Source organism: Streptomyces sp. YIM S03343, assembly GCF_054729195.1.
Genome location: NZ_JBPUKX010000001.1, coordinates 3163185 through 3179573, shown reverse-complemented (window position 1 = coordinate 3179573; position 16389 = coordinate 3163185). Strand labels below are relative to the sequence as shown.

The 16389-nt window shown below is 70.9% G+C and carries 16 protein-coding genes; 7 read left to right on the top strand and 9 right to left on the bottom strand.

What is annotated here, in order from left to right; all coding sequences use genetic code 11:
- The first annotated feature begins 255 nt into the window (after positions 1 to 255).
- Together ACSYGN_RS13405 and ACSYGN_RS13400 are read left to right on the top strand one after the other, a co-directional pair.
- On the top strand, positions 256 to 1338 hold the full coding sequence (locus ACSYGN_RS13405; protein ID WP_460395220.1) for an SIS domain-containing protein: 1083 nt from the start codon (positions 256 to 258) through the stop codon (positions 1336 to 1338).
- A 428-nt stretch (positions 1339 to 1766) separates the two neighbouring features.
- Positions 1767 to 3233, top strand: coding sequence for a sensor histidine kinase (locus ACSYGN_RS13400; RefSeq protein ID WP_460403428.1), 1467 nt, complete (start codon positions 1767 to 1769; stop codon positions 3231 to 3233).
- A 182-nt stretch (positions 3234 to 3415) separates the two neighbouring features.
- On the opposite strand, the gene ACSYGN_RS13395 is transcribed toward ACSYGN_RS13400, so the two are convergent.
- Both ACSYGN_RS13395 and ACSYGN_RS13390 read right to left on the bottom strand, forming a co-directional pair.
- Entirely contained in the window at positions 3416 to 3673 is a 258-nt protein-coding gene (locus ACSYGN_RS13395; protein ID WP_003992873.1) for a WhiB family transcriptional regulator, read from the bottom strand.
- Between the two features lie 327 nt (positions 3674 to 4000).
- Complete coding sequence (locus tag ACSYGN_RS13390) at positions 4001 to 4969, bottom strand: diacylglycerol/lipid kinase family protein (RefSeq protein ID WP_460403426.1); 969 nt, start codon at positions 4967 to 4969, stop codon at positions 4001 to 4003.
- A gap of 136 nt (positions 4970 to 5105) precedes the next feature.
- Between ACSYGN_RS13390 and ACSYGN_RS13385 the strand changes: the two genes are divergently transcribed.
- On the top strand, positions 5106 to 5597 hold the full coding sequence (locus tag ACSYGN_RS13385; RefSeq protein WP_460395218.1) for a hypothetical protein: 492 nt from the start codon (positions 5106 to 5108) through the stop codon (positions 5595 to 5597).
- Between the two features lie 153 nt (positions 5598 to 5750).
- On the opposite strand, the gene ACSYGN_RS13380 is transcribed toward ACSYGN_RS13385, so the two are convergent.
- The 3 genes from ACSYGN_RS13380 to ACSYGN_RS13370 form a co-directional block, all read right to left on the bottom strand.
- Positions 5751 to 6887, bottom strand: coding sequence for an RNA polymerase sigma factor SigF (locus tag ACSYGN_RS13380; protein ID WP_460403424.1), 1137 nt, complete (start codon positions 6885 to 6887; stop codon positions 5751 to 5753).
- Between the two features lie 17 nt (positions 6888 to 6904).
- Entirely contained in the window at positions 6905 to 7318 is a 414-nt protein-coding gene (locus ACSYGN_RS13375; protein ID WP_006136266.1) for an ATP-binding protein, read from the bottom strand.
- A 302-nt stretch (positions 7319 to 7620) separates the two neighbouring features.
- Positions 7621 to 7881, bottom strand: a complete 261-nt coding sequence (locus ACSYGN_RS13370; protein ID WP_460395216.1) for a UBP-type zinc finger domain-containing protein — start codon at positions 7879 to 7881, stop codon at positions 7621 to 7623.
- A 61-nt stretch (positions 7882 to 7942) separates the two neighbouring features.
- On the opposite strand from ACSYGN_RS13370, the gene ACSYGN_RS13365 reads away from it, so the two are divergent.
- A complete protein-coding gene (locus ACSYGN_RS13365; RefSeq protein WP_460395214.1) occupies positions 7943 to 9538 on the top strand; it encodes a Na+/H+ antiporter in 1596 nt (531 codons plus the stop codon).
- Positions 9539 to 9572: 34 nt separating this feature from the next.
- Here ACSYGN_RS13365 and ACSYGN_RS13360 read toward each other — a convergent pair whose 3' ends face one another.
- Together ACSYGN_RS13360 and ACSYGN_RS13355 are read right to left on the bottom strand one after the other, a co-directional pair.
- Entirely contained in the window at positions 9573 to 10457 is an 885-nt protein-coding gene (locus ACSYGN_RS13360; protein ID WP_460403422.1) for a 1-aminocyclopropane-1-carboxylate deaminase/D-cysteine desulfhydrase, read from the bottom strand.
- A gap of 221 nt (positions 10458 to 10678) precedes the next feature.
- Complete coding sequence (locus ACSYGN_RS13355; protein WP_460395212.1) at positions 10679 to 11272, bottom strand: N-acetylmuramoyl-L-alanine amidase; 594 nt, start codon at positions 11270 to 11272, stop codon at positions 10679 to 10681.
- A gap of 339 nt (positions 11273 to 11611) precedes the next feature.
- Here ACSYGN_RS13355 and ACSYGN_RS13350 point away from each other — a divergent pair, with 339 nt between their 5' ends.
- The 3 genes from ACSYGN_RS13350 to ACSYGN_RS13340 all read left to right on the top strand — a co-directional run bounded on the left by ACSYGN_RS13350 (position 11612) and on the right by ACSYGN_RS13340 (position 15101).
- Positions 11612 to 13018 carry a family 2B encapsulin nanocompartment shell protein gene (locus ACSYGN_RS13350; protein WP_460395210.1) on the top strand — a complete coding sequence of 469 codons (1407 nt, stop codon included), beginning with the start codon at positions 11612 to 11614 and terminating at the stop codon, positions 13016 to 13018.
- A gap of 115 nt (positions 13019 to 13133) precedes the next feature.
- Entirely contained in the window at positions 13134 to 14333 is a 1200-nt protein-coding gene (locus tag ACSYGN_RS13345; protein ID WP_460395208.1) for a family 2 encapsulin nanocompartment cargo protein polyprenyl transferase, read from the top strand.
- Between the two features lie 354 nt (positions 14334 to 14687).
- Positions 14688 to 15101 carry a YciI family protein gene (locus ACSYGN_RS13340; RefSeq protein WP_460403420.1) on the top strand — a complete coding sequence of 138 codons (414 nt, stop codon included), beginning with the start codon at positions 14688 to 14690 and terminating at the stop codon, positions 15099 to 15101.
- 9 nt (positions 15102 to 15110) lie between these two features.
- Here ACSYGN_RS13340 and ACSYGN_RS13335 read toward each other — a convergent pair whose 3' ends face one another.
- A complete protein-coding gene (locus ACSYGN_RS13335; protein ID WP_460395206.1) occupies positions 15111 to 15860 on the bottom strand; it encodes a VOC family protein in 750 nt (249 codons plus the stop codon).
- 25 nt (positions 15861 to 15885) lie between these two features.
- Positions 15886 to 16302 carry a VOC family protein gene (locus tag ACSYGN_RS13330; protein ID WP_460395204.1) on the bottom strand — a complete coding sequence of 139 codons (417 nt, stop codon included), beginning with the start codon at positions 16300 to 16302 and terminating at the stop codon, positions 15886 to 15888.
- Positions 16303 to 16389: the final 87 nt, after the last annotated feature.

Genomic DNA, 16389 nt, shown 5'->3' with positions numbered 1-16389 from the left:
GAAATGGGAGCCGTCACCGCCATTCGGTCACCGCTCAGGGCGGGTAGGGCGTGTTTCGAAAGTCCCGCCTGCCCCGCGGCGTCTGGCACGCACGCTCGCGGCGTTGCCGAAACGCCCGAATAGCTCCGCTATTAGGGCGCTCCGGCGCCTTGCGATCGCACGCACCAGACGCCGCGGGGCCCGCCCTTCGGGCGGACGACGGGACTTTCGAAACACGCCCTAGCCGTCCGCGCCCCTGCTTCGGGAGGACCCCGCATGACGACCGCCAAGCCCCCCGACCCCCGAGCCGACCTGCCCGGCCGGATCATGGCCCGTGAGACGGCCGAGCAGCCCGCGGTGCTGCGGCGGATCCTGGCGGAGGGCGCCCCGGCGATCCAGCGTGTGGCGCGGGAGATCGCGGCCCGCCGCCCCCGCTTCGTCCTGCTGACCGCGCGCGGCACCTCCGACAACGCCGCCCTGTACGGCAAATACCTGCTGGAGATCCGCGCAGGCCTGCCCTGCGGGCTCACCTCGATGTCCACGTTCACGGCCTACGGCGCCCGCCTCGACCTCACCGACGTGCTGATGATCGGCGTCAGCCAGTCCGGCGGCTCGCCCGACCTGGTCGCCTCGACCTTCGCCGCCCGTGAGGCCGGCGCGATCACGCTGGCCGTGACCAACAACCCCGACTCGGCGCTGGCCGGGGTGTCCGAGTACCACATCGACATCCTGGCCGGGCCGGAGCGTGCCCTGCCCGCGACCAAGACGTACACCGCCTCCCTGCTCGCCCTGTACCTCTTCGCCGAGGGCATGCGCGACGCCGAGGGCAGCCCCGCGACGGCGCTCCAGCCGCTGCCGGACCTCGCCGAGCGGCTCCTTGACCGCCGGGACGAGGTCCGTGCTCTGGCGGCCCGCTACCGCTTCGCCGAGCGCATGGTGCTCACCTCGCGCGGCTACGGCTACCCCACCGCCAAGGAGGCCGCCCTCAAGCTGATGGAGACGAGCTACGTCCCCGCCCTCTCCTACTCCGGCGCCGATCTGCTGCACGGCCCGCTCGCCATGGTGGACAACGTCTCCCCGGTCATCGCGGTCGTCCCCGACGGCAAGGGCGGCGAGGCCCTGCGGCCCGTCCTGGACCGGCTGCGCGGGCGCGGTGCGGACCTCATGGTGGTCGGCCCGCGGGGCGAGGTCGAGAAGGCGTCGGCGGGCTTCGTACTGCCCACCGAGGACGTTCCGGAGGAGGTCCAGCCGATCCTGGAGATCATTCCGCTCCAACTGCTCGCCTACGAGATCGCCGTCGCGCGCGGCCGGGATCCGGACGCTCCCCGGGCGCTGGCGAAGGTCACCGAAACGCGCTGACATGAACACTCCGTGATACGACGGAGAGCGCTTCCCGCACCCCCGCCGAAATCGCCCTGCTTTTCTCGCCCCGCGGGCGTCCCGGGGCGGCTAGGCTGCGAAAGCACCGACAACGAACTCCCTCCAACACATGGACACGGATAGTGGTCTAGTCCAGAATTGGCGGAGGACGACAAGACGACTCGACAACACGACTTCCGCCTTCCCCGCACAGGAGGGCGGACGAGGGTCCGGAGCTCTCTGCCCTGACTGCCCCGGCTCCTCATCATCGGCCGGCCGGGACCGCACACCCCGCGGCCGACATTGCTCCGGGCTGCGGTGCCGGTGAGGGTTGAGGGTCCCTCTCAGGCGCCGCGGCCCGCGGGTGTTTCCGGGCCGGGGCTTCGGGACGGTACAAACCGCCGGGTACGCTCACAGACGTGCCCTCCATGAACGAACTGGTCCGCCAGCACACCGCGCTCGACGACTCCGACCTCGAGTGGCTCCATCTGCTGGTCTCGGAGTGGCAGCTGCTCTCCGACCTCTCCTTCGCCGACCTGGTCCTGTGGGTCCCCACCCTGGACGGCACGCGCTATGTCTCCGTGGCCCAGATGCGCCCCAACACCGGCCCCACCTCCTACCAGGACGACATGGTCGGCCACCTGGTCCCGCGAGGCCGCAGGCCCCTGCTGGACGCGGCGCTGGACCAGGGCCGGATCGTGCGCGAGGGCGACCCGGAGTGGCGCGAGGAGGTCCCGGTACGGGTCGAGTCGATCCCGGTACGGCGTGAGGGGCGCGTTCTCGGGGTGATCGCCCGCAACACCAATCTGCTGACCGTGCGCACCCCGAGCCGTCTCGAACTGACGTATCTCCAGAGCGCGTCCGACCTGGCGCAGATGATCGCGGCCGGTTCCTTCCCGTTCCCCGGCCAGCAGGTCGACATGGACGCCTCGCCGCGCGTCGGCGACGGACTGATCCGCCTGGACGCCGAGGGCCTCGTCCAGTACGCCTCCCCGAACGCCCTGTCGGCCTACCACCGCCTCGGTCTCGCCGCCGACCTCGTGGGCCACCATCTGGGCGTGACCACGGCGGAACTCGCGCCCACCCGGGGTCCGGTGGACGAGGCGCTGAGCAAGGTGGCCAGCGGCTGGGCGCCCCGGGAGTTCGAGATCGAGGGCGAGGACGGGGTGATCCAGTTCCGGGCGATCCCGCTCAAGCCCAAGGGCACCCGTGTGGGTTCCCTGGTGCTGCTGCGGGACGTCACGGAACTGCGTCGCCGCGAGCGTGAGTTGATCACCAAGGACGCGACCATCCGGGAGATCCACCACCGGGTCAAGAACAACCTCCAGACGGTCGCCGCGCTCCTCAGGCTCCAGGCCCGCAGGATCGACTCGGAGAGCGGCCGCGAGGCCCTGGAGGAGGCCGTACGGCGGGTCGGCTCCATTGCGATCGTGCACGAGACGCTCTCCCAGAACCTCGACGAGCGCGTGGAGTTCGACGAGATCGCCGACCGGGTGCTCTCGATGGTCGCCGAGATCTCCCCGGGCAAGGTCACCGGCCGCCGCAGCGGGCGCTTCGGCATACTCGACGCCGTGGTCGCGACCCCGCTGTCCATGGTGCTGACCGAGGTCCTCCAGAACGCCCTGGAGCACGGCTACGGCCAGGGCGACACGGGCACGGTCGAGGTCTCCGTGGTGCGCGGCGGTACGACGAAGGAGGCGCACCTGCTGGTCACGGTGCAGGACGACGGCGTGGGCCTGCCCGAGGGCTTCGACCCGCACACCTCGGGCAACCTGGGGCTCCAGATCGTACGGACCCTGGTGGAGGGCGAGTTGGGCGGCACGTTCGACATGGTGCCGGCGCCGGAGCGGGGGACCAGGGTGATCCTGGACATCCCGGTGAACTCGCACAAGTAGCCGGGCCCGGCCCCTGGCCGACCGGTGCTTCCGGACAGCAAAGAGCCCCGGACCGTCCTTGGTCCGGGGCTGAGTGCTCGTTGCTTAGCGCATCGGGGTACTGCGCGCTGCGGCTCGGGGGCGGGAGTTGCGTACTCGCTGCACGCGCCGCCAAGCTCAGGCTGTCGCTAGGGGTGGTTGTGTCAGGCGGAGGCCTGACGGGCCCGGTTGCGGGCGGCGCGGCGCTTCATTGCGCGGCGCTCGTCCTCGCTGAGACCACCCCAGACGCCGGAGTCCTGACCGGACTCGAGCGCCCACTGCAGACACTGCTCGATCACCGGGCAGCGACGGCAGACAGCCTTGGCTTCCTCGATCTGCAGCAGCGCGGGACCAGTGTTGCCGATGGGGAAGAAGAGCTCGGGGTCTTCCTCGCGGCACACGGCGTTGTGACGCCAGTCCATGGCTGCTACCTCTCCTTGGTATTACGTGCGGGTTGCGGTTTGCTTGTGAATGTGAACGCTTTCACGAATCCCCTGACAAGGGAAGGGCCTAGCGCCAGGTTCCCTGGCGTGGGTCCTGTGATTCGTGGAGGGGTTCTGGTGATCAGCGGAGGCCGATGTGGCGGGCCGTCCCGATCGCCACGTAGAGACTCGCAAACCTCAGCGGCGGATACAACCCCTACTGGAAAGTTTTTTTTGATTCCTCGGTGTCGACTAGGTCACAGCCCTACTTCCATGGGGTGGATCCTGGCCTAAACGTTCGACTGAAAGGACTTTAGCGGAATCCACTCACACAATCACACGCAGTGCACGGCGTACGCCTGTGAACGTCACGCTAGTTCGCAGTCCGAGGTGGTCACCGTCCATCTGAAGGGGCAGGGGGACCTTCGAATGCAAGGTGAAGCGGTCCAGATCATGCAGTGAGAGGGCGTGCTTGCCATGGGGGCCGTGCTCGGGGGACGAAGTGAGAAGTTGTGTGACATACCGGGCGGTGGAAGCGGCCGACAGACGGCTGAGACCGAGTACGTCGAGCCCTGTATCGAACGAGGCCTTAGGCGACGCGTACACCGGGCGATTGCCCAGATAGGTCCACGGAGCCGTGTTGCAGACTATGGAAAGCACCAAATCGGTCACGGGTTCGGCGTTAGGCCGCTCAATTGTGATTGTCCCGCGTCGTCGGTGCGCTTCTCCGAAGAACTGACGCATCGCCTGACGCACATAGAGCGCGTGTGTCGATTTCCTGCCGCGTTCCCGCTGCTGTTCGACCCGGCCGACCACACCGGCGTCGAATCCGAGTCCCGCGTTGAAGGTGAACCAGCGGGAGGGCACCCCTTCGTCGGCGGTGCCGGGGGTACCGCCGGCCAGTCCGAGCCCGACCGTGCGCTCCCGGCTCTCGCGCAGCGCGTCCAGCAGCGCGCCGGTGGCCTCGACGGGGTCGTTGGGCAGACCCAGGGCGCGGGCGAAGACATTGGTCGAGCCTCCGGGGACCACGGCGAGACCGGGGCGCCGGTCGGGGTCGGGGCCGTCGTGCAGCAGGCCGTTGACGACCTCGTTGACCGTGCCGTCGCCGCCCAGCGCGACGACCAGGTCGATGTCCTCGCCATCAGCGGCGTCGCGGCCCAGATCGCGTGCGTGGCCGCGGTACTCGGTGGTGACCACCTCGAGCTTCATCTCACTGGCGAGCGCGTGGATCAGCACATCGCGCGTACGTGCGCTGGTGGTGGTTGCCGCCGGGTTGACCACGAGTAGTGCACGCATGGATTGCAGGGTACCTACTGCGCGGTACTCGGCCCATACCGAGGTGTGGATCAGGTAAGAGATCATCGCGTGAGCCTGGACACCCCCGCACCGGGGCGCAGGCCGCCTGATGCAGGCCCTTGGCTACTCTTCAGAGGTGACCAGCGAGCAGGAATCCGCCCCCGCGACCGCACAGAGCCCCACCGGACCGCGTCCGGCCCGGCTGACGTACGCCGCCGCACTGGCCGCGCTGGAAGGGCTGGCGCTGGTGATCGGCGGGCTCTGGATCACGGTCCGCGGTATCACCGGCGACCCGGACGACCAGGCCCAGGCCGTCACCGGCGGCATCACCCTGATTGTGCTCGCGCTGCTGCCCCTGCTCGCCGCGCGCGGACTGCTCGCCCGCCGCAGCTGGAGCCGCGGTCCCGTCCTCGTCATCCAGATCCTGGCGCTGCCGCTGGCCTACCAGCTCCTCCAGGCCGACAGCGCTGCCATTCCCGCCGGCATCGCCCTGGCCGTGGTGGCCGTGACCGCCCTGGTCCTGCTGATCCACCCGGCGACGACCGAGGCCCTCGGCATCCGCGGTCCGGGCCGCGGACAGGAGACCGGGCGACAGCCCGGGCCCGGATCCCGGCCCAAGGGGCGGTAGGCGGCCGAACCCCCGCCCCGGCCGTCGCCGTACAGCCCGTGGCCGTACAGCCCGTGGCCGTACAGCCCGGCGTCGTACGGCCTGGCGTCGTACGGCCTGGCGTCTACGGCCTGGCGTCGTACGGCTCGCTTCTGAACGGTCGCTCCTGACGGCTCACTCCTCGACGAGGAGCTTCTCCCGGAGCTGGGCCAGGGTGCGCGCCAGCAGGCGTGACACGTGCATCTGCGAGATGCCCACCTCCTGCGCGATCTGCGACTGGGTCATGTTCCCGAAGAACCTCAGCAGCAGGATTCGCTTCTCGCGCGGCGGAAGGTCCTCCAGCAGCGGCTTGAGGGACTCGCGGTACTCGACGCCCTCCAGCGCCTCGTCCTCGGCGCCCAGGGTGTCCGCGACCGCCGGGGACTCGTCGTCGGTGTCGGGGACGTCCAGGGACAGCGTGGAGTACGCGTTGGCGGACTCCAGGCCCTCCAGGACCTCCTCCTCCGAGATGGCGAGCTTCTCGGCGAGCTCATGGACGGTGGGGGAGCGGCCGTGCTGCTGGGACAGTTCGGCCGTGGCCGTCGTGAGCGCCAGGCGCAGTTCCTGGAGCCGGCGCGGTACGCGCACCGCCCAGCCCTTGTCTCGGAAGTGCCGTTTGATCTCGCCGACGACCGTCGGTGTCGCGTACGTGGAGAACTCCACGCCGCGCTCCGGGTCGAAGCGGTCGACCGACTTGATCAGACCGATGGTGGCGACCTGGGTGAGGTCGTCCAGCGGCTCGCCGCGGTTGCGGAAGCGGCGTGCGAGATGCTCGACGAGCGGCAGGTGCATACGGACCAGCTGGTTGCGCAGTTCCGCGTACTCGGGGCTGCCGTCCTTCAGGGTGCGCAGCCGGACGAACATCGCCCGCGCCCCGCTGCGGTCGTGCGGGTCGTGCTGTGTCCCCTGAAGACCGGGCACGCCTTCGATGCCCGGCGCGTCGTCCCGTTCGTGCTCGCTCATCGTCCCGCCCGTAGCCCTTCTCCGAGCCCTCGCCCCCGTGCGGACCGGGGCGTCCCCGGTCCGCGCCGCCGGAGGCGCGCTCTGCACGGCACCTTCCTGATCCCGCTGCCCGCCGACCGGGAAGCCGCCCTCCAAGGGGGCGTCCTCCGGGTGCGGTCTGGCCTGGTCGGGAATGCCGTCGATACCGTCCACCGTGCGCCGGGACATGTTCGGGCCTCCTTTGTCCCCCGAGCGACCGGCTCCGCCCGGCCGGGGCGGATCTCCGCCTCCGGCGGGCAGCTCCCGTGTGCCGCGCTCTTCGTCCCGCACCTGCCCGTCCCCGTTCGTCACGCCGGCCCGGGTCCCGCGCCGCGCTGTTTGTAGAGGCTGATCGAAACGGTTCTGTCCTCGTCGACGGCCGATGAGACCTTGCCCGCGAGAGCCGACAGCACGGTCCATGCGAAGGTGTCCCGCGAAGGGGCATGACCGTCCGTGGTCGGAGCCGACACCGTGACCTCGAGCGAGTCGTCGACGAGTCGGAAGACACAACTGAGCACCGAGCCCGGCACGGCCTGCTGAAGCAGGATCGCGCATGCCTCGTCGACCGCGATGCGCAGGTCCTCGATCTCGTCGAGGGTGAAGTCCAAACGGGCCGCGAGCCCGGCCGTGGCCGTGCGCAGCACCGACAGGTAGGCACCCGCAGCCGGCAGCCGGACTTCCACGAAGTCCTGGGTCGCGGGCTCGCCTGCGATCTGGGACACCCTCACCTCCAAGGTGGTACAAGCTTTTCAGGGCCGAGGGTCGCCCCCCGGGGTAACGCGATGTGTGGTGCAGCGGTGACGCTATCGCGCTCGCGGATTTCCTGTCCCCTGGGACCCCGTTGGACCCCGACCCCTTGGCGTCACTCACAGTAAACCTGTGAACACGCTCCGTGTCTAGGGGTTTCGCGGCGCCAATTCGGAAGAGGGCGCGCCGGATTGACGTACCCAGACGTCAGATCCCCGAACCGTCCGACGAACCGTCCCTCCGCCACAGGTGCTCACACCGGCACTCATACCGGCGCTCACACCAGCACGTGGTCCACGAAGCACCAGCGCCAGTCCTCGCCGGGCTCGAAAGTCTGCATGACCGGGTGCCCGGAGTCCTTGTGGTGCGCGGTGGCATGTTTCCCGGGGGAGGAGTCGCAGCAACCGATATGGCCACAGGTCAGGCACTTGCGCAGCTGGACCGGGTGCGTGCCGTCCCTGAGACACTCGGGACAGGTCTCGTCGAGCGGCTCGGGTGCCGGACGGGGCAGCGCGTCCGCGTGCGTGCACTGTTTCATGATTGCCAGATTACGACGCGCGCGCGGATGACCGCGCCGATAACGAGGGCGGGCGAGAAGCATGGACGTGATGCCGCTGCTCCTGCTGGTGGCGGGCAGTGCCGTGGTCGCCGGCGCGGCCCGTCGTACCCCGGTGCCGGCGCCGCTGCTGCTGGTCGCCGCCGGCCTCGCGGTGTCGTACGTGCCCGGGGTGCCGGACTACACCCTCGACCCCGGGATCGTCCTGCCGCTGGTGCTGCCCCCGCTGCTCTACAAGGAGGGCACCGAGAGCTCGTACCTCGATCTGCGCGCCCAGCTGCGGCCCGTGGCCCTGCTGTCCGTCGGCTACGTGCTCTTCGCGACCTTCGTGGTCGGCTGGGTCGCCTATCTGATCGTGCCGGGCCTGCCGCTGCCCGCGGCGCTGGTGTTCGGCGCCGTCGTGGCGCCCACCGACGCGGTCGCGGCCACCGCGATCGCCCGCCGGGTCGGCCTGCCCTCCCGCATCACCACCATCCTCCAGGGCGAGTCCCTGCTCAACGACGCCACCGCGATCACCGCCTACAACGTCGCCCTCGCCGCCGCGATCGGCGAGGGTGCCACCTGGGCGGGAGGCATCCGCGAGTTCCTGATCGCGGCGGTCGGCGGCGTGGTCGTCGGCCTGGTGCTGATGGCGCCGATCCACTGGCTGCGCACGCATATCACCGAGGCGCTGCTCCAGAACACCCTCTCGCTGCTGATCCCGTTCGCCGCCTACGGCATCGCCGAGCAGGTGCACGCCTCCGGGGTTCTCGCGGTGGTGGTCGTCGCCGTCTATCTCGGACACCACGCGTGGGAGGTCGACTTCGCCACCCGCCTCCAGGAGGACGCGGTGTGGCGGATGGTCGCCTTCCTGCTGGAGTCCGCGGTGTTCGCGCTGATCGGCCTCCAGCTTCCGGTCGTCCTCAAGGGCCTCGGGACGTACTCGGGCGCGGACGCGGCGGGGTACGCGGTGATCCTCTTCCTGGTGGTCGTCGCGGCCCGGTTCGTCTGGGTGTACCCGGGGACCTTCGTGCCGCGCATGCTGTCCGCCCGGATCCGCGAACGGGAGAGCAACCCGACCTGGCGGGCGCCGATCGTCACCTCCTGGGCGGCCATGCGCGGGGTGGTCTCGCTGGCCATCGCCTTCTCCATCCCGCGCACCGTCCATGGCGGCGGCGCCTTCCCACAGCGCAACCTGCTCCTCTTCCTCACCTTCACCACGGTCATCGGCACCCTCGTCGTCCAGGGACTGTCGCTGCCCGCCGTGATCAGGGCCGTGCGCTTCCCCGGCCGCGACATCCAGGCCGAGACCCTCGCCGAGGCCAATGCCCAGGCCCAGGCGTCCCGGGTCGCCGAGCAGCGGCTCGACGACCTCCTCGCCGACGACCGCAACGCCCTCCCGCCGCCGCTGGCCGACCGTCTCCGTGACGTCCTGGAGCGCCGCCGCAACGCCGTCTGGGAACGGCTCGGCCAGGTCAACCCGATCACCGGGGAGACGGTCGACGACACCTACCGGCGGCTGTCCCGGGAGATGATCAGCGCCGAGCGGTCCATGTTCGTCCGGCTGCGCGACCACCGCTACATCGACGACGAGATGCTCCGCACCCTGCTGCGGCGGCTGGACCTGGAGGAGGCGGCGGCCTTCCGGGAGACCGCGTAGGCATGCGTAGGCAGCGGCGGCGAGGCGCCGCGGCCTACGGGAACGGGCGGCCGGTGATCACGGCCGCGAGGGCGGTGCCGCGCGGGAAGGCGCCCTCCGCGGTGAGGGCGACAAGTCCGTACAACAACTTGGCGACATAGAGACGCTCCACGGGCAGTCCGTGGCAGTCCTCGAACTCCTGGGCGAAAGCGTCCAGTTCGGGGGTGACACGGGCGAAGCCACCGAAGTGGAAGCGGTCGTCGACCCGCCATTCGCCGCACCGCGCGCCGAACGCCCGCTCCTGGAGTTCCCGTACCGCGCCCGTCAGGAACCCGCCCGCGAGCGCGGACACCCCGACGGCCCGCTGCCCCTCGCCCAGCCCGGCCGCCAGCCCCGCCAGCGTGCCCCCGGTGCCGCAGGCCACGGCGGCCACGTCGGCCGGCCCGCGCAGTTCCTCGCCGAGCGCCCGGGCGCCCCGTACGGCCAGGGCGTTGCTACCGCCCTCTGGGACCACGTACGCGTGCTCGGCGTCCGCCGCCCGCAGGATCTCCGCGAGGACCTCCGGCTCGGCCTTGCGGCGGTACGTCGCGCGGTCCACGAAGTGCAGCCGCATGCCGTCGGCCGTGCAGCGGGCCAGGGAGACGTTGAGCGGGCGGTCCGCGAGCTCCTGGCCGCGGACCACGCCGACGGTGGGGAAGCCCAGCAGACGGCCCGCGGCGGCGGTGGCACGCAGATGGTTGGAGTACGCGCCGCCGAAGGTGAGCACGGTCCGGCCGGCCGCCGCCGGGAGGTTGGGCACGAGCTTGCGCCACTTGTTACCGATGAGCTCGGGGTGGATCAGATCGTCGCGCTTGAGGAGGAGCCGCACGCCGTGCCGGGTGAAACGGCCGTCGTCGACCTCATGGAGGGGCGACGGGAGTTGGGGGCGCAGGGCGGCGATCCGGTCGGCGGTGGCACGGGCTGCGGATGGGGCTGCCGCCCGGTCTGCGTTCGGGTCGGTGGTCGGGTCGGTGGTCGGGTCGGCGGGGCTGGTCACCGCACCATTGTGGCCACCGGCCCTGCCCCCGGCCCCCGCCGGGGGTGCCTGGGGACGCGCCGGTGGCCGGGCGGGGCGGGCCGGTGGCCGGGAGGCCGGTACCTCGTGGCGCCTGCTGCCGCCTGCTACTTCAGACGGTCGCGCACCCGCTCCCGCAGCCACTTCATCGTGAAGCCTCGCGGATCCACCTTGCCGGGCTGCCACTCCAGGTGGCCGATGACCGACCGCTCCGTCCAGCCGTGGTGCCGGCAGACCGCCGCCGCCACCTTCTCCACCGTCTCCAGCTGGGGCTTCGGCCAGGGATCCGCGCCGTCGCCGAGGTTCTCGCACTCGAAGCCGTAGAAGTACCGGTTGCCGTCCGTGTTCGACTCGTTGTCCGGCGGCAGGACGGCCTTCTCGGCTATGACCGCGCGCAGCACGTCGTCGTCGCCGAGTCCGGCGTGGTTGGCCCGGCCGTAGCCGACGAGATGGAGTCTGCCGTCCTTGGTGATCACTCCGTGGCACAACGGCCCCGGCAGCCCGGGGTGGCCGTCGCGGCAGACCTGGACGGTGTGCGCGCTGCCCGTGGTCACCGTGTGGTGGATCATCACGCCGTGGACCGGGCCCCAGGGCCCCTGCTCGTTGCGGTTGTGGTGGCGCCAGTCGCCGACCTCGACGACCTTTACGCCCTCCGCTCTCAGAGCGGCCAGAAAACTTCCCGCGGACATGGGTGACGACATGACCGCCTCCTTACGTGCTGTGCTCGTTGTGCTTGCCGTGCTCGTTGTGCGGTCTGCCGCCGCCGCGGCCGATGGTTTCCGGAGGTTGTACCGACGGTGGTCGTGCAGTCACACATCGTTCGGATCGTGTACGAGTGATTCCGGACATCGCGCGCTCGCCGCCCGGACCTTCCAGCGGTGGGGTGGTTGGACAAAAATGCCGCAACTGCCCAATCAACTGGTGATCCATTCCCGCTCTTTCGGGTAATGGCACGGCCACGCTGCGTGAGAAATGCTTGGTCGCGAGATCAGTGCACGCGGTGCGAGGGCACCGGTGCATCACTGGGAGGGCATTTCTCTATGTCGGTAGGCGAAGAGGTCCGCGCGGAGCAGAACGAGCCGCAGCAGAGTCTTGGCACCGCGGCCGCGCGGAACCTGGCCACCACCACCAAGTCGGCACCCCAGATGCAGGAGATCAGCTCACGCTGGCTGCTGCGCACGCTGCCCTGGGTGCATGTGCAGGGCGGCACGTACCGGGTGAACCGGCGGCTGACCTACGCGGTCGGCGACGGCCGTATCACCTTCGTGAAGACGGGCGACCGCGTCGAGGTCATCCCCGCCGAACTCGGTGAACTGCCCGCCCTGCGGGACTACGAGGACGAGGAGGTGCTCACCGAACTCGCCCGGCGCTGCCGGCAGCACGAGTTCGCCCCGGGGGAGGTGATCGCCTCCTTCGGCAGCCCGACCGACGAGGTGTATCTGCTCGCACACGGCAGGGCGGAGAAGGTCGGCACCGGCCCCTACGGCGACGACGCGGTGCTCGGTGTGCTCGCCGACGGCGCGTACTTCGGGGAGGCCGCCCTCCTCGACCCGGACGCCATCTGGGAGCACACGGTGCGCGCGGACACCGCCTGCACGGTCCTGGTGCTGGCCCGGCAGAACGTCGACCAGATCGCCGAGCGCTCCGACTCCCTGGCCGAACACCTCCGGCAGCTGTGCGCCCTGCCCAACCAGCGCACCAACAGGTACGGGGAGAAGGAGGTCGACCTCGCGGCCGGCCACAGCGGCGAGCCGGACATCCCGCACACCTACGTCGACTACGAGGCCAGGCCCCGCGAGTACGAGCTGAGCATCGCCCAGACCGTGCTGCGCATCCACACCCGCGTGGCCGACCTCTACAACCAGCCGATGAACCAGACCGAGCAGCAGATCCGGCTCACCGTCGAGGCGCTGAAGGAGCGTCAGGAGCACGAGCTGATCAACAACCGGGAGTTCGGGCTGCTGAACAACTGCGAGTACGACCAGCGGATCCAGCCGCACGACGGTGTGCCCGGACCCGACGACATGGACGAGCTGCTCAGCAGGCGGCGCGGCACCAAGCTTTTCCTGGCGCACCCGCGCGCGATCGCCGCGTTCGGCCGTGAGCTCAACAAGCGCGGTCTGGTCCCGGAGACCATCGACGTCGGCGGCAACCGCATCCCCACCTGGCGCGGTGTGCCGATCTACCCGTGCAACAAGATCCCGGTCAGCGAGGCACGCACGTCCTCGATCATCGCGATGCGCACGGGGGAGGACGAGCAGGGAGTCATCGGCCTCAGGCAGTCCGGTATCCCGGACGAGCTCGAGCCCAGCCTGTCCGTGCGGTTCATGGGCATCAACGAGCAGGCGATCATCAAATACCTGGTCACGGCCTACTACTCGGCCGCGGTGCTGGTCCCGGACGCGCTCGGCGTGCTGGAGAACGTCGAGATCGGCCGCTGGAGGTGATCATTCCGCGCCCCGGAGCAGTGTCCCCGGCCGCTGACGCGGGTAGACCTCGGTCGTACATGCCCCCAGCCGCCGCGCCAGCGCCACTGCCCGCGCACTGTCCGAAAGGGACTTGATGGCCGAGCTCATCACGGAGACGGAGCCGGATCTCCAGCACGGCACCCAGGACACGCAGGACATGCAGGACGCCGGGGACACCGGTACCGGGCGGCCCTCCGCCACGGTACCGGCGCCCGCCGGACGCGCGGCGCCGCCGCACGACGCGCCCGCCGCAGTGCCGCACGACGGGCATGAGGCGGCGGCGATCCTGGAGGCCGTCAGGGCGTCGGTCAACCCCGAACTGCGTTCCGCCGTGGAGTCGTTGCCCGGGCCGATGCGCCGTATCGGCCTCTACCACTTCGGCTGGCTGAATGCGGACGGCAGCGCGGCGGAGGGTGACTCGGGCAAGGCCATCCGTCCGGCGCTCGTCCTCACCGCGGCCGCCGCGCTGGGCGGGCCGCGGGCCCGGAGGGCCGCCGTGCGGGCGGCAGTCGCGGTGGAACTGGTCCACAACTTCACGCTGTTGCACGACGACGTGATGGACCGCGACGCCACCCGCCGCCACCGGCCCACCGCGTGGACGGTGTTCGGTGACTCCGACGCGATCCTCGCGGGCGACGCCCTCCAGGCGCTGGCCCTGCGGCTGCTCGCCGAGGACCCGCATCCGGCCGCAGCGGAGGCCGCCGCCCGGCTCGCCGGGTGTGTGGTGGAACTGTGCGCCGGGCAGCACGCGGACACCGCCCTGGAGGAGCGGGAGCCCGGCGAGGTCACCCTGGCCGAGGTGCTCGACATGGCCGAGGCCAAGACGGGGGCGCTGCTGGGCTGCGCCTGCGCCCTGGGCGGGCTGTACGCGGGGGCGGACTCCGGCGAGGTCGATGCACTGGACGCGTTCGGCCGGGAGGCCGGGCTGGCGTTCCAGTTGATCGACGACGTGATCGGGATATGGGGCGACCCGGACCACACCGGCAAGCCGGCCGGTGCGGATCTCGCGGCCCGCAAGAAGTCCCTGCCGGTGGTCGCGGCGCTCACCTCCGGCACCCCGGCGGCGGCCGAACTCGCCGAGCTGTACCGGCTGCCGCACGAGGAGGACGACACGGCCCGGCTCGAACGCACCGCCCTCGCCGTGGAGCGGGCGGGCGGCCGGGACTGGGCCCAGGTCGAGGCCGCGGACCGGATGGCCCGTGCCCTCGGGGCGCTGGCCCGCGCCATCCCGGAGCCGGACGACGCGGGCGGGCTGCTCGCGCTGGCGGAGTTCGTGACGCGGCGCAGCAACTGACGGCCGGCAGCGGCGGGACCGCTGCCGTCGGTCTGTCACGGCCCCGGAGCCGGGGGCGATGCGGTTCCTGACCTTGTATCGCCCCGGCACCGGCTCGCAGCGGGCGCGGGCTTGCGCGGCTCGCCATAGGCTGAATCCATGGATGGCGCGGAGGGCGCGGAGCGCGTCTGCCCCGTGTGCGGGCTGCCCGTGGGGACAACCGTCCGGCGGCACAAGACGCTGGGCGTGTTCGTCCCCGTGTGGGTGCCCGGGCCCTGCCGGAACCCCGACTGCCCGGCGTACGTCGCGCCGGATGCCGCAGAGGCCGCCGCGCCGCACCGGGAAGACCGGCCCGGAGCCGAGAGGAGCGGACCGATGAAGTACCTCGTCATGGTGCGGGGCACCCAGGCCGACTACGAGGGGATGGGCGGCAAGGCGTCGGAGACGTCCCCGGCCTGGACCGCGGAGGAAATGCAGGCCATGTACGCCCACATGGGCGCCATCAACGACGAACTCGCCAAGAGCGGTGAGCTGATCGACGCGCAGGGCCTGGCCGAGCCCGCGCAGGCCCGGACGGTCACCGTCGGGGCCGACGGCAAGGCCGTGGTCACCGACGGGCCGTACGGCGGGACCGAGGAGGTCATGGCGGGCTACTGGGTGGTGGAGTGCGAGAGCCTGGAGCGGGTCACGGAGATCGCCGAGCGTGCCGCCCGCAGCCCCGGCCCGGAGGGGCTCACCGACCACCCCGTGGTGATCCGCGCGATCATGGAAGGAACCGAGGACAACTGACCGCCGGAGTCATCGGGCGGCGGTGCCCAGGGTGCCGGTCTCCGGGTCACGGTCGGTGAGGCAGTAGACGCCGCCCGCCGGGTCGCGCATCACCGTCCAGTGGGGGCCGGTGGCGACATAGGACGCGCCGAGTTCCTCGTGCCGGGTTCGGGTCGCGGCGCGGTCGGCGGAGGCCATGTCGAGATGGGCGGAGGCGGGGCCGTCCTCCGCGAACCGCTGGAGCAGGATCCGGACGGGCGACCCCGGGGGCGGCTGGAGGACATGGAACTCCGGCCGTGAGCCGGCCACGGTGGCCCAGCCGGTGAGCCGCGACCAGAAGGCGATTTCGGCGTCGTGGACGGACGGCCCGGTGCCGAGGCACACCTGGTCCGCCCGGCACCCCTCGGCCACGGGAGGCCGTACCGTCTCCCCCTGCCAGGGCACGGCACAGAACAACTGCCCACCAGGGGACCGTAGTACGGCCCACCCCTCATGCTCGGCGATGCACCCGGCCCCGGCCGACAGCGCCGCCGCGGTGAACGCGCCGATGTCCTCGACGGCGAGATCGAGATGCGCGCCGCCCTCGCCGCCGTCGTCGGAGGTGAGCGACTGGACCTTCAGACAGGCGTCGGCGCCGTCGGGCAGCAGGGTGGTGAACTCGCCCCGCTCACCGCGCAGTCCGGACGGCCGGGTGCCCGTGACGGCCGCCCAGAACCCGACCGCGCGCTCGAAGTGCGGGCCGGGACGGTCGAGGAAGGCGTAGGTCCAGCGGACGGTCATGAAAGTGATTGTATGCGGCGCCGTTTCAGTCGCCCGAACGCTCCATGAACCGCAGCAGATTGCCCGCCGGGTCCCGGAAGGCGCAGTCCCGCACACCGTACGGCTGGTCCATCGGTTCCTGCAGCACATCGGCGCCGGACTCCTGCACCCGGTCGTAGAGGGCGTCGCAGTCGGCGGTGGTGAAGATGACCCCGCGCAGCACGCCCTTGGCCAGCAGCTGGGCCATGGCCTGCTTGTCGGCGGGGGAGATGTCCGGGCTGGCGGCGGGCGGCTCCAGCACGATCTCCACATCCGGCTGGAGCGGCGAGCCCACCGTCACCCAGCGCATGTCCTCGAAGGACACGTCGTTGCGGACTTCGAGCCCCAGCACGTCACGGTAGAAGGCGAGCGCCTTGTCGTGATCGTCGACGGCGATGAAGCACTGGTGAAGTTTGAGGTCCATGGCTCCTACGCTAAGCGCTCCGCCGGAAGTGCCGCGATGTGCCGTGTGTCGTCTGCGGCACCGTCGTGGCTGGTCGTGCCCCGCGGC

Coding starts and splice junctions, on each gene's coding strand:
- ACSYGN_RS13405 (WP_460395220.1), top strand. CDS start 256: ATGACGACCGCCAAGCCCCCCGACCCCCGAGCCGACCTGCCCGGCCGG.
- ACSYGN_RS13400 (WP_460403428.1), top strand. CDS start 1,767: ATGAACGAACTGGTCCGCCAGCACACCGCGCTCGACGACTCCGACCTC.
- ACSYGN_RS13395 (WP_003992873.1), bottom strand. CDS start 3,673: ATGGACTGGCGTCACAACGCCGTGTGCCGCGAGGAAGACCCCGAGCTC.
- ACSYGN_RS13390 (WP_460403426.1), bottom strand. CDS start 4,969: ATGCGTGCACTACTCGTGGTCAACCCGGCGGCAACCACCACCAGCGCA.
- ACSYGN_RS13370 (WP_460395216.1), bottom strand. CDS start 7,881: ATGAAACAGTGCACGCACGCGGACGCGCTGCCCCGTCCGGCACCCGAG.
- ACSYGN_RS13365 (WP_460395214.1), top strand. CDS start 7,943: ATGGACGTGATGCCGCTGCTCCTGCTGGTGGCGGGCAGTGCCGTGGTC.
- ACSYGN_RS13355 (WP_460395212.1), bottom strand. CDS start 11,272: ATGTCGTCACCCATGTCCGCGGGAAGTTTTCTGGCCGCTCTGAGAGCG.
- ACSYGN_RS13350 (WP_460395210.1), top strand. CDS start 11,612: ATGTCGGTAGGCGAAGAGGTCCGCGCGGAGCAGAACGAGCCGCAGCAG.
- ACSYGN_RS13345 (WP_460395208.1), top strand. CDS start 13,134: ATGGCCGAGCTCATCACGGAGACGGAGCCGGATCTCCAGCACGGCACC.
- ACSYGN_RS13340 (WP_460403420.1), top strand. CDS start 14,688: ATGAAGTACCTCGTCATGGTGCGGGGCACCCAGGCCGACTACGAGGGG.
- ACSYGN_RS13335 (WP_460395206.1), bottom strand. CDS start 15,860: ATGACCGTCCGCTGGACCTACGCCTTCCTCGACCGTCCCGGCCCGCAC.
- ACSYGN_RS13330 (WP_460395204.1), bottom strand. CDS start 16,302: ATGGACCTCAAACTTCACCAGTGCTTCATCGCCGTCGACGATCACGAC.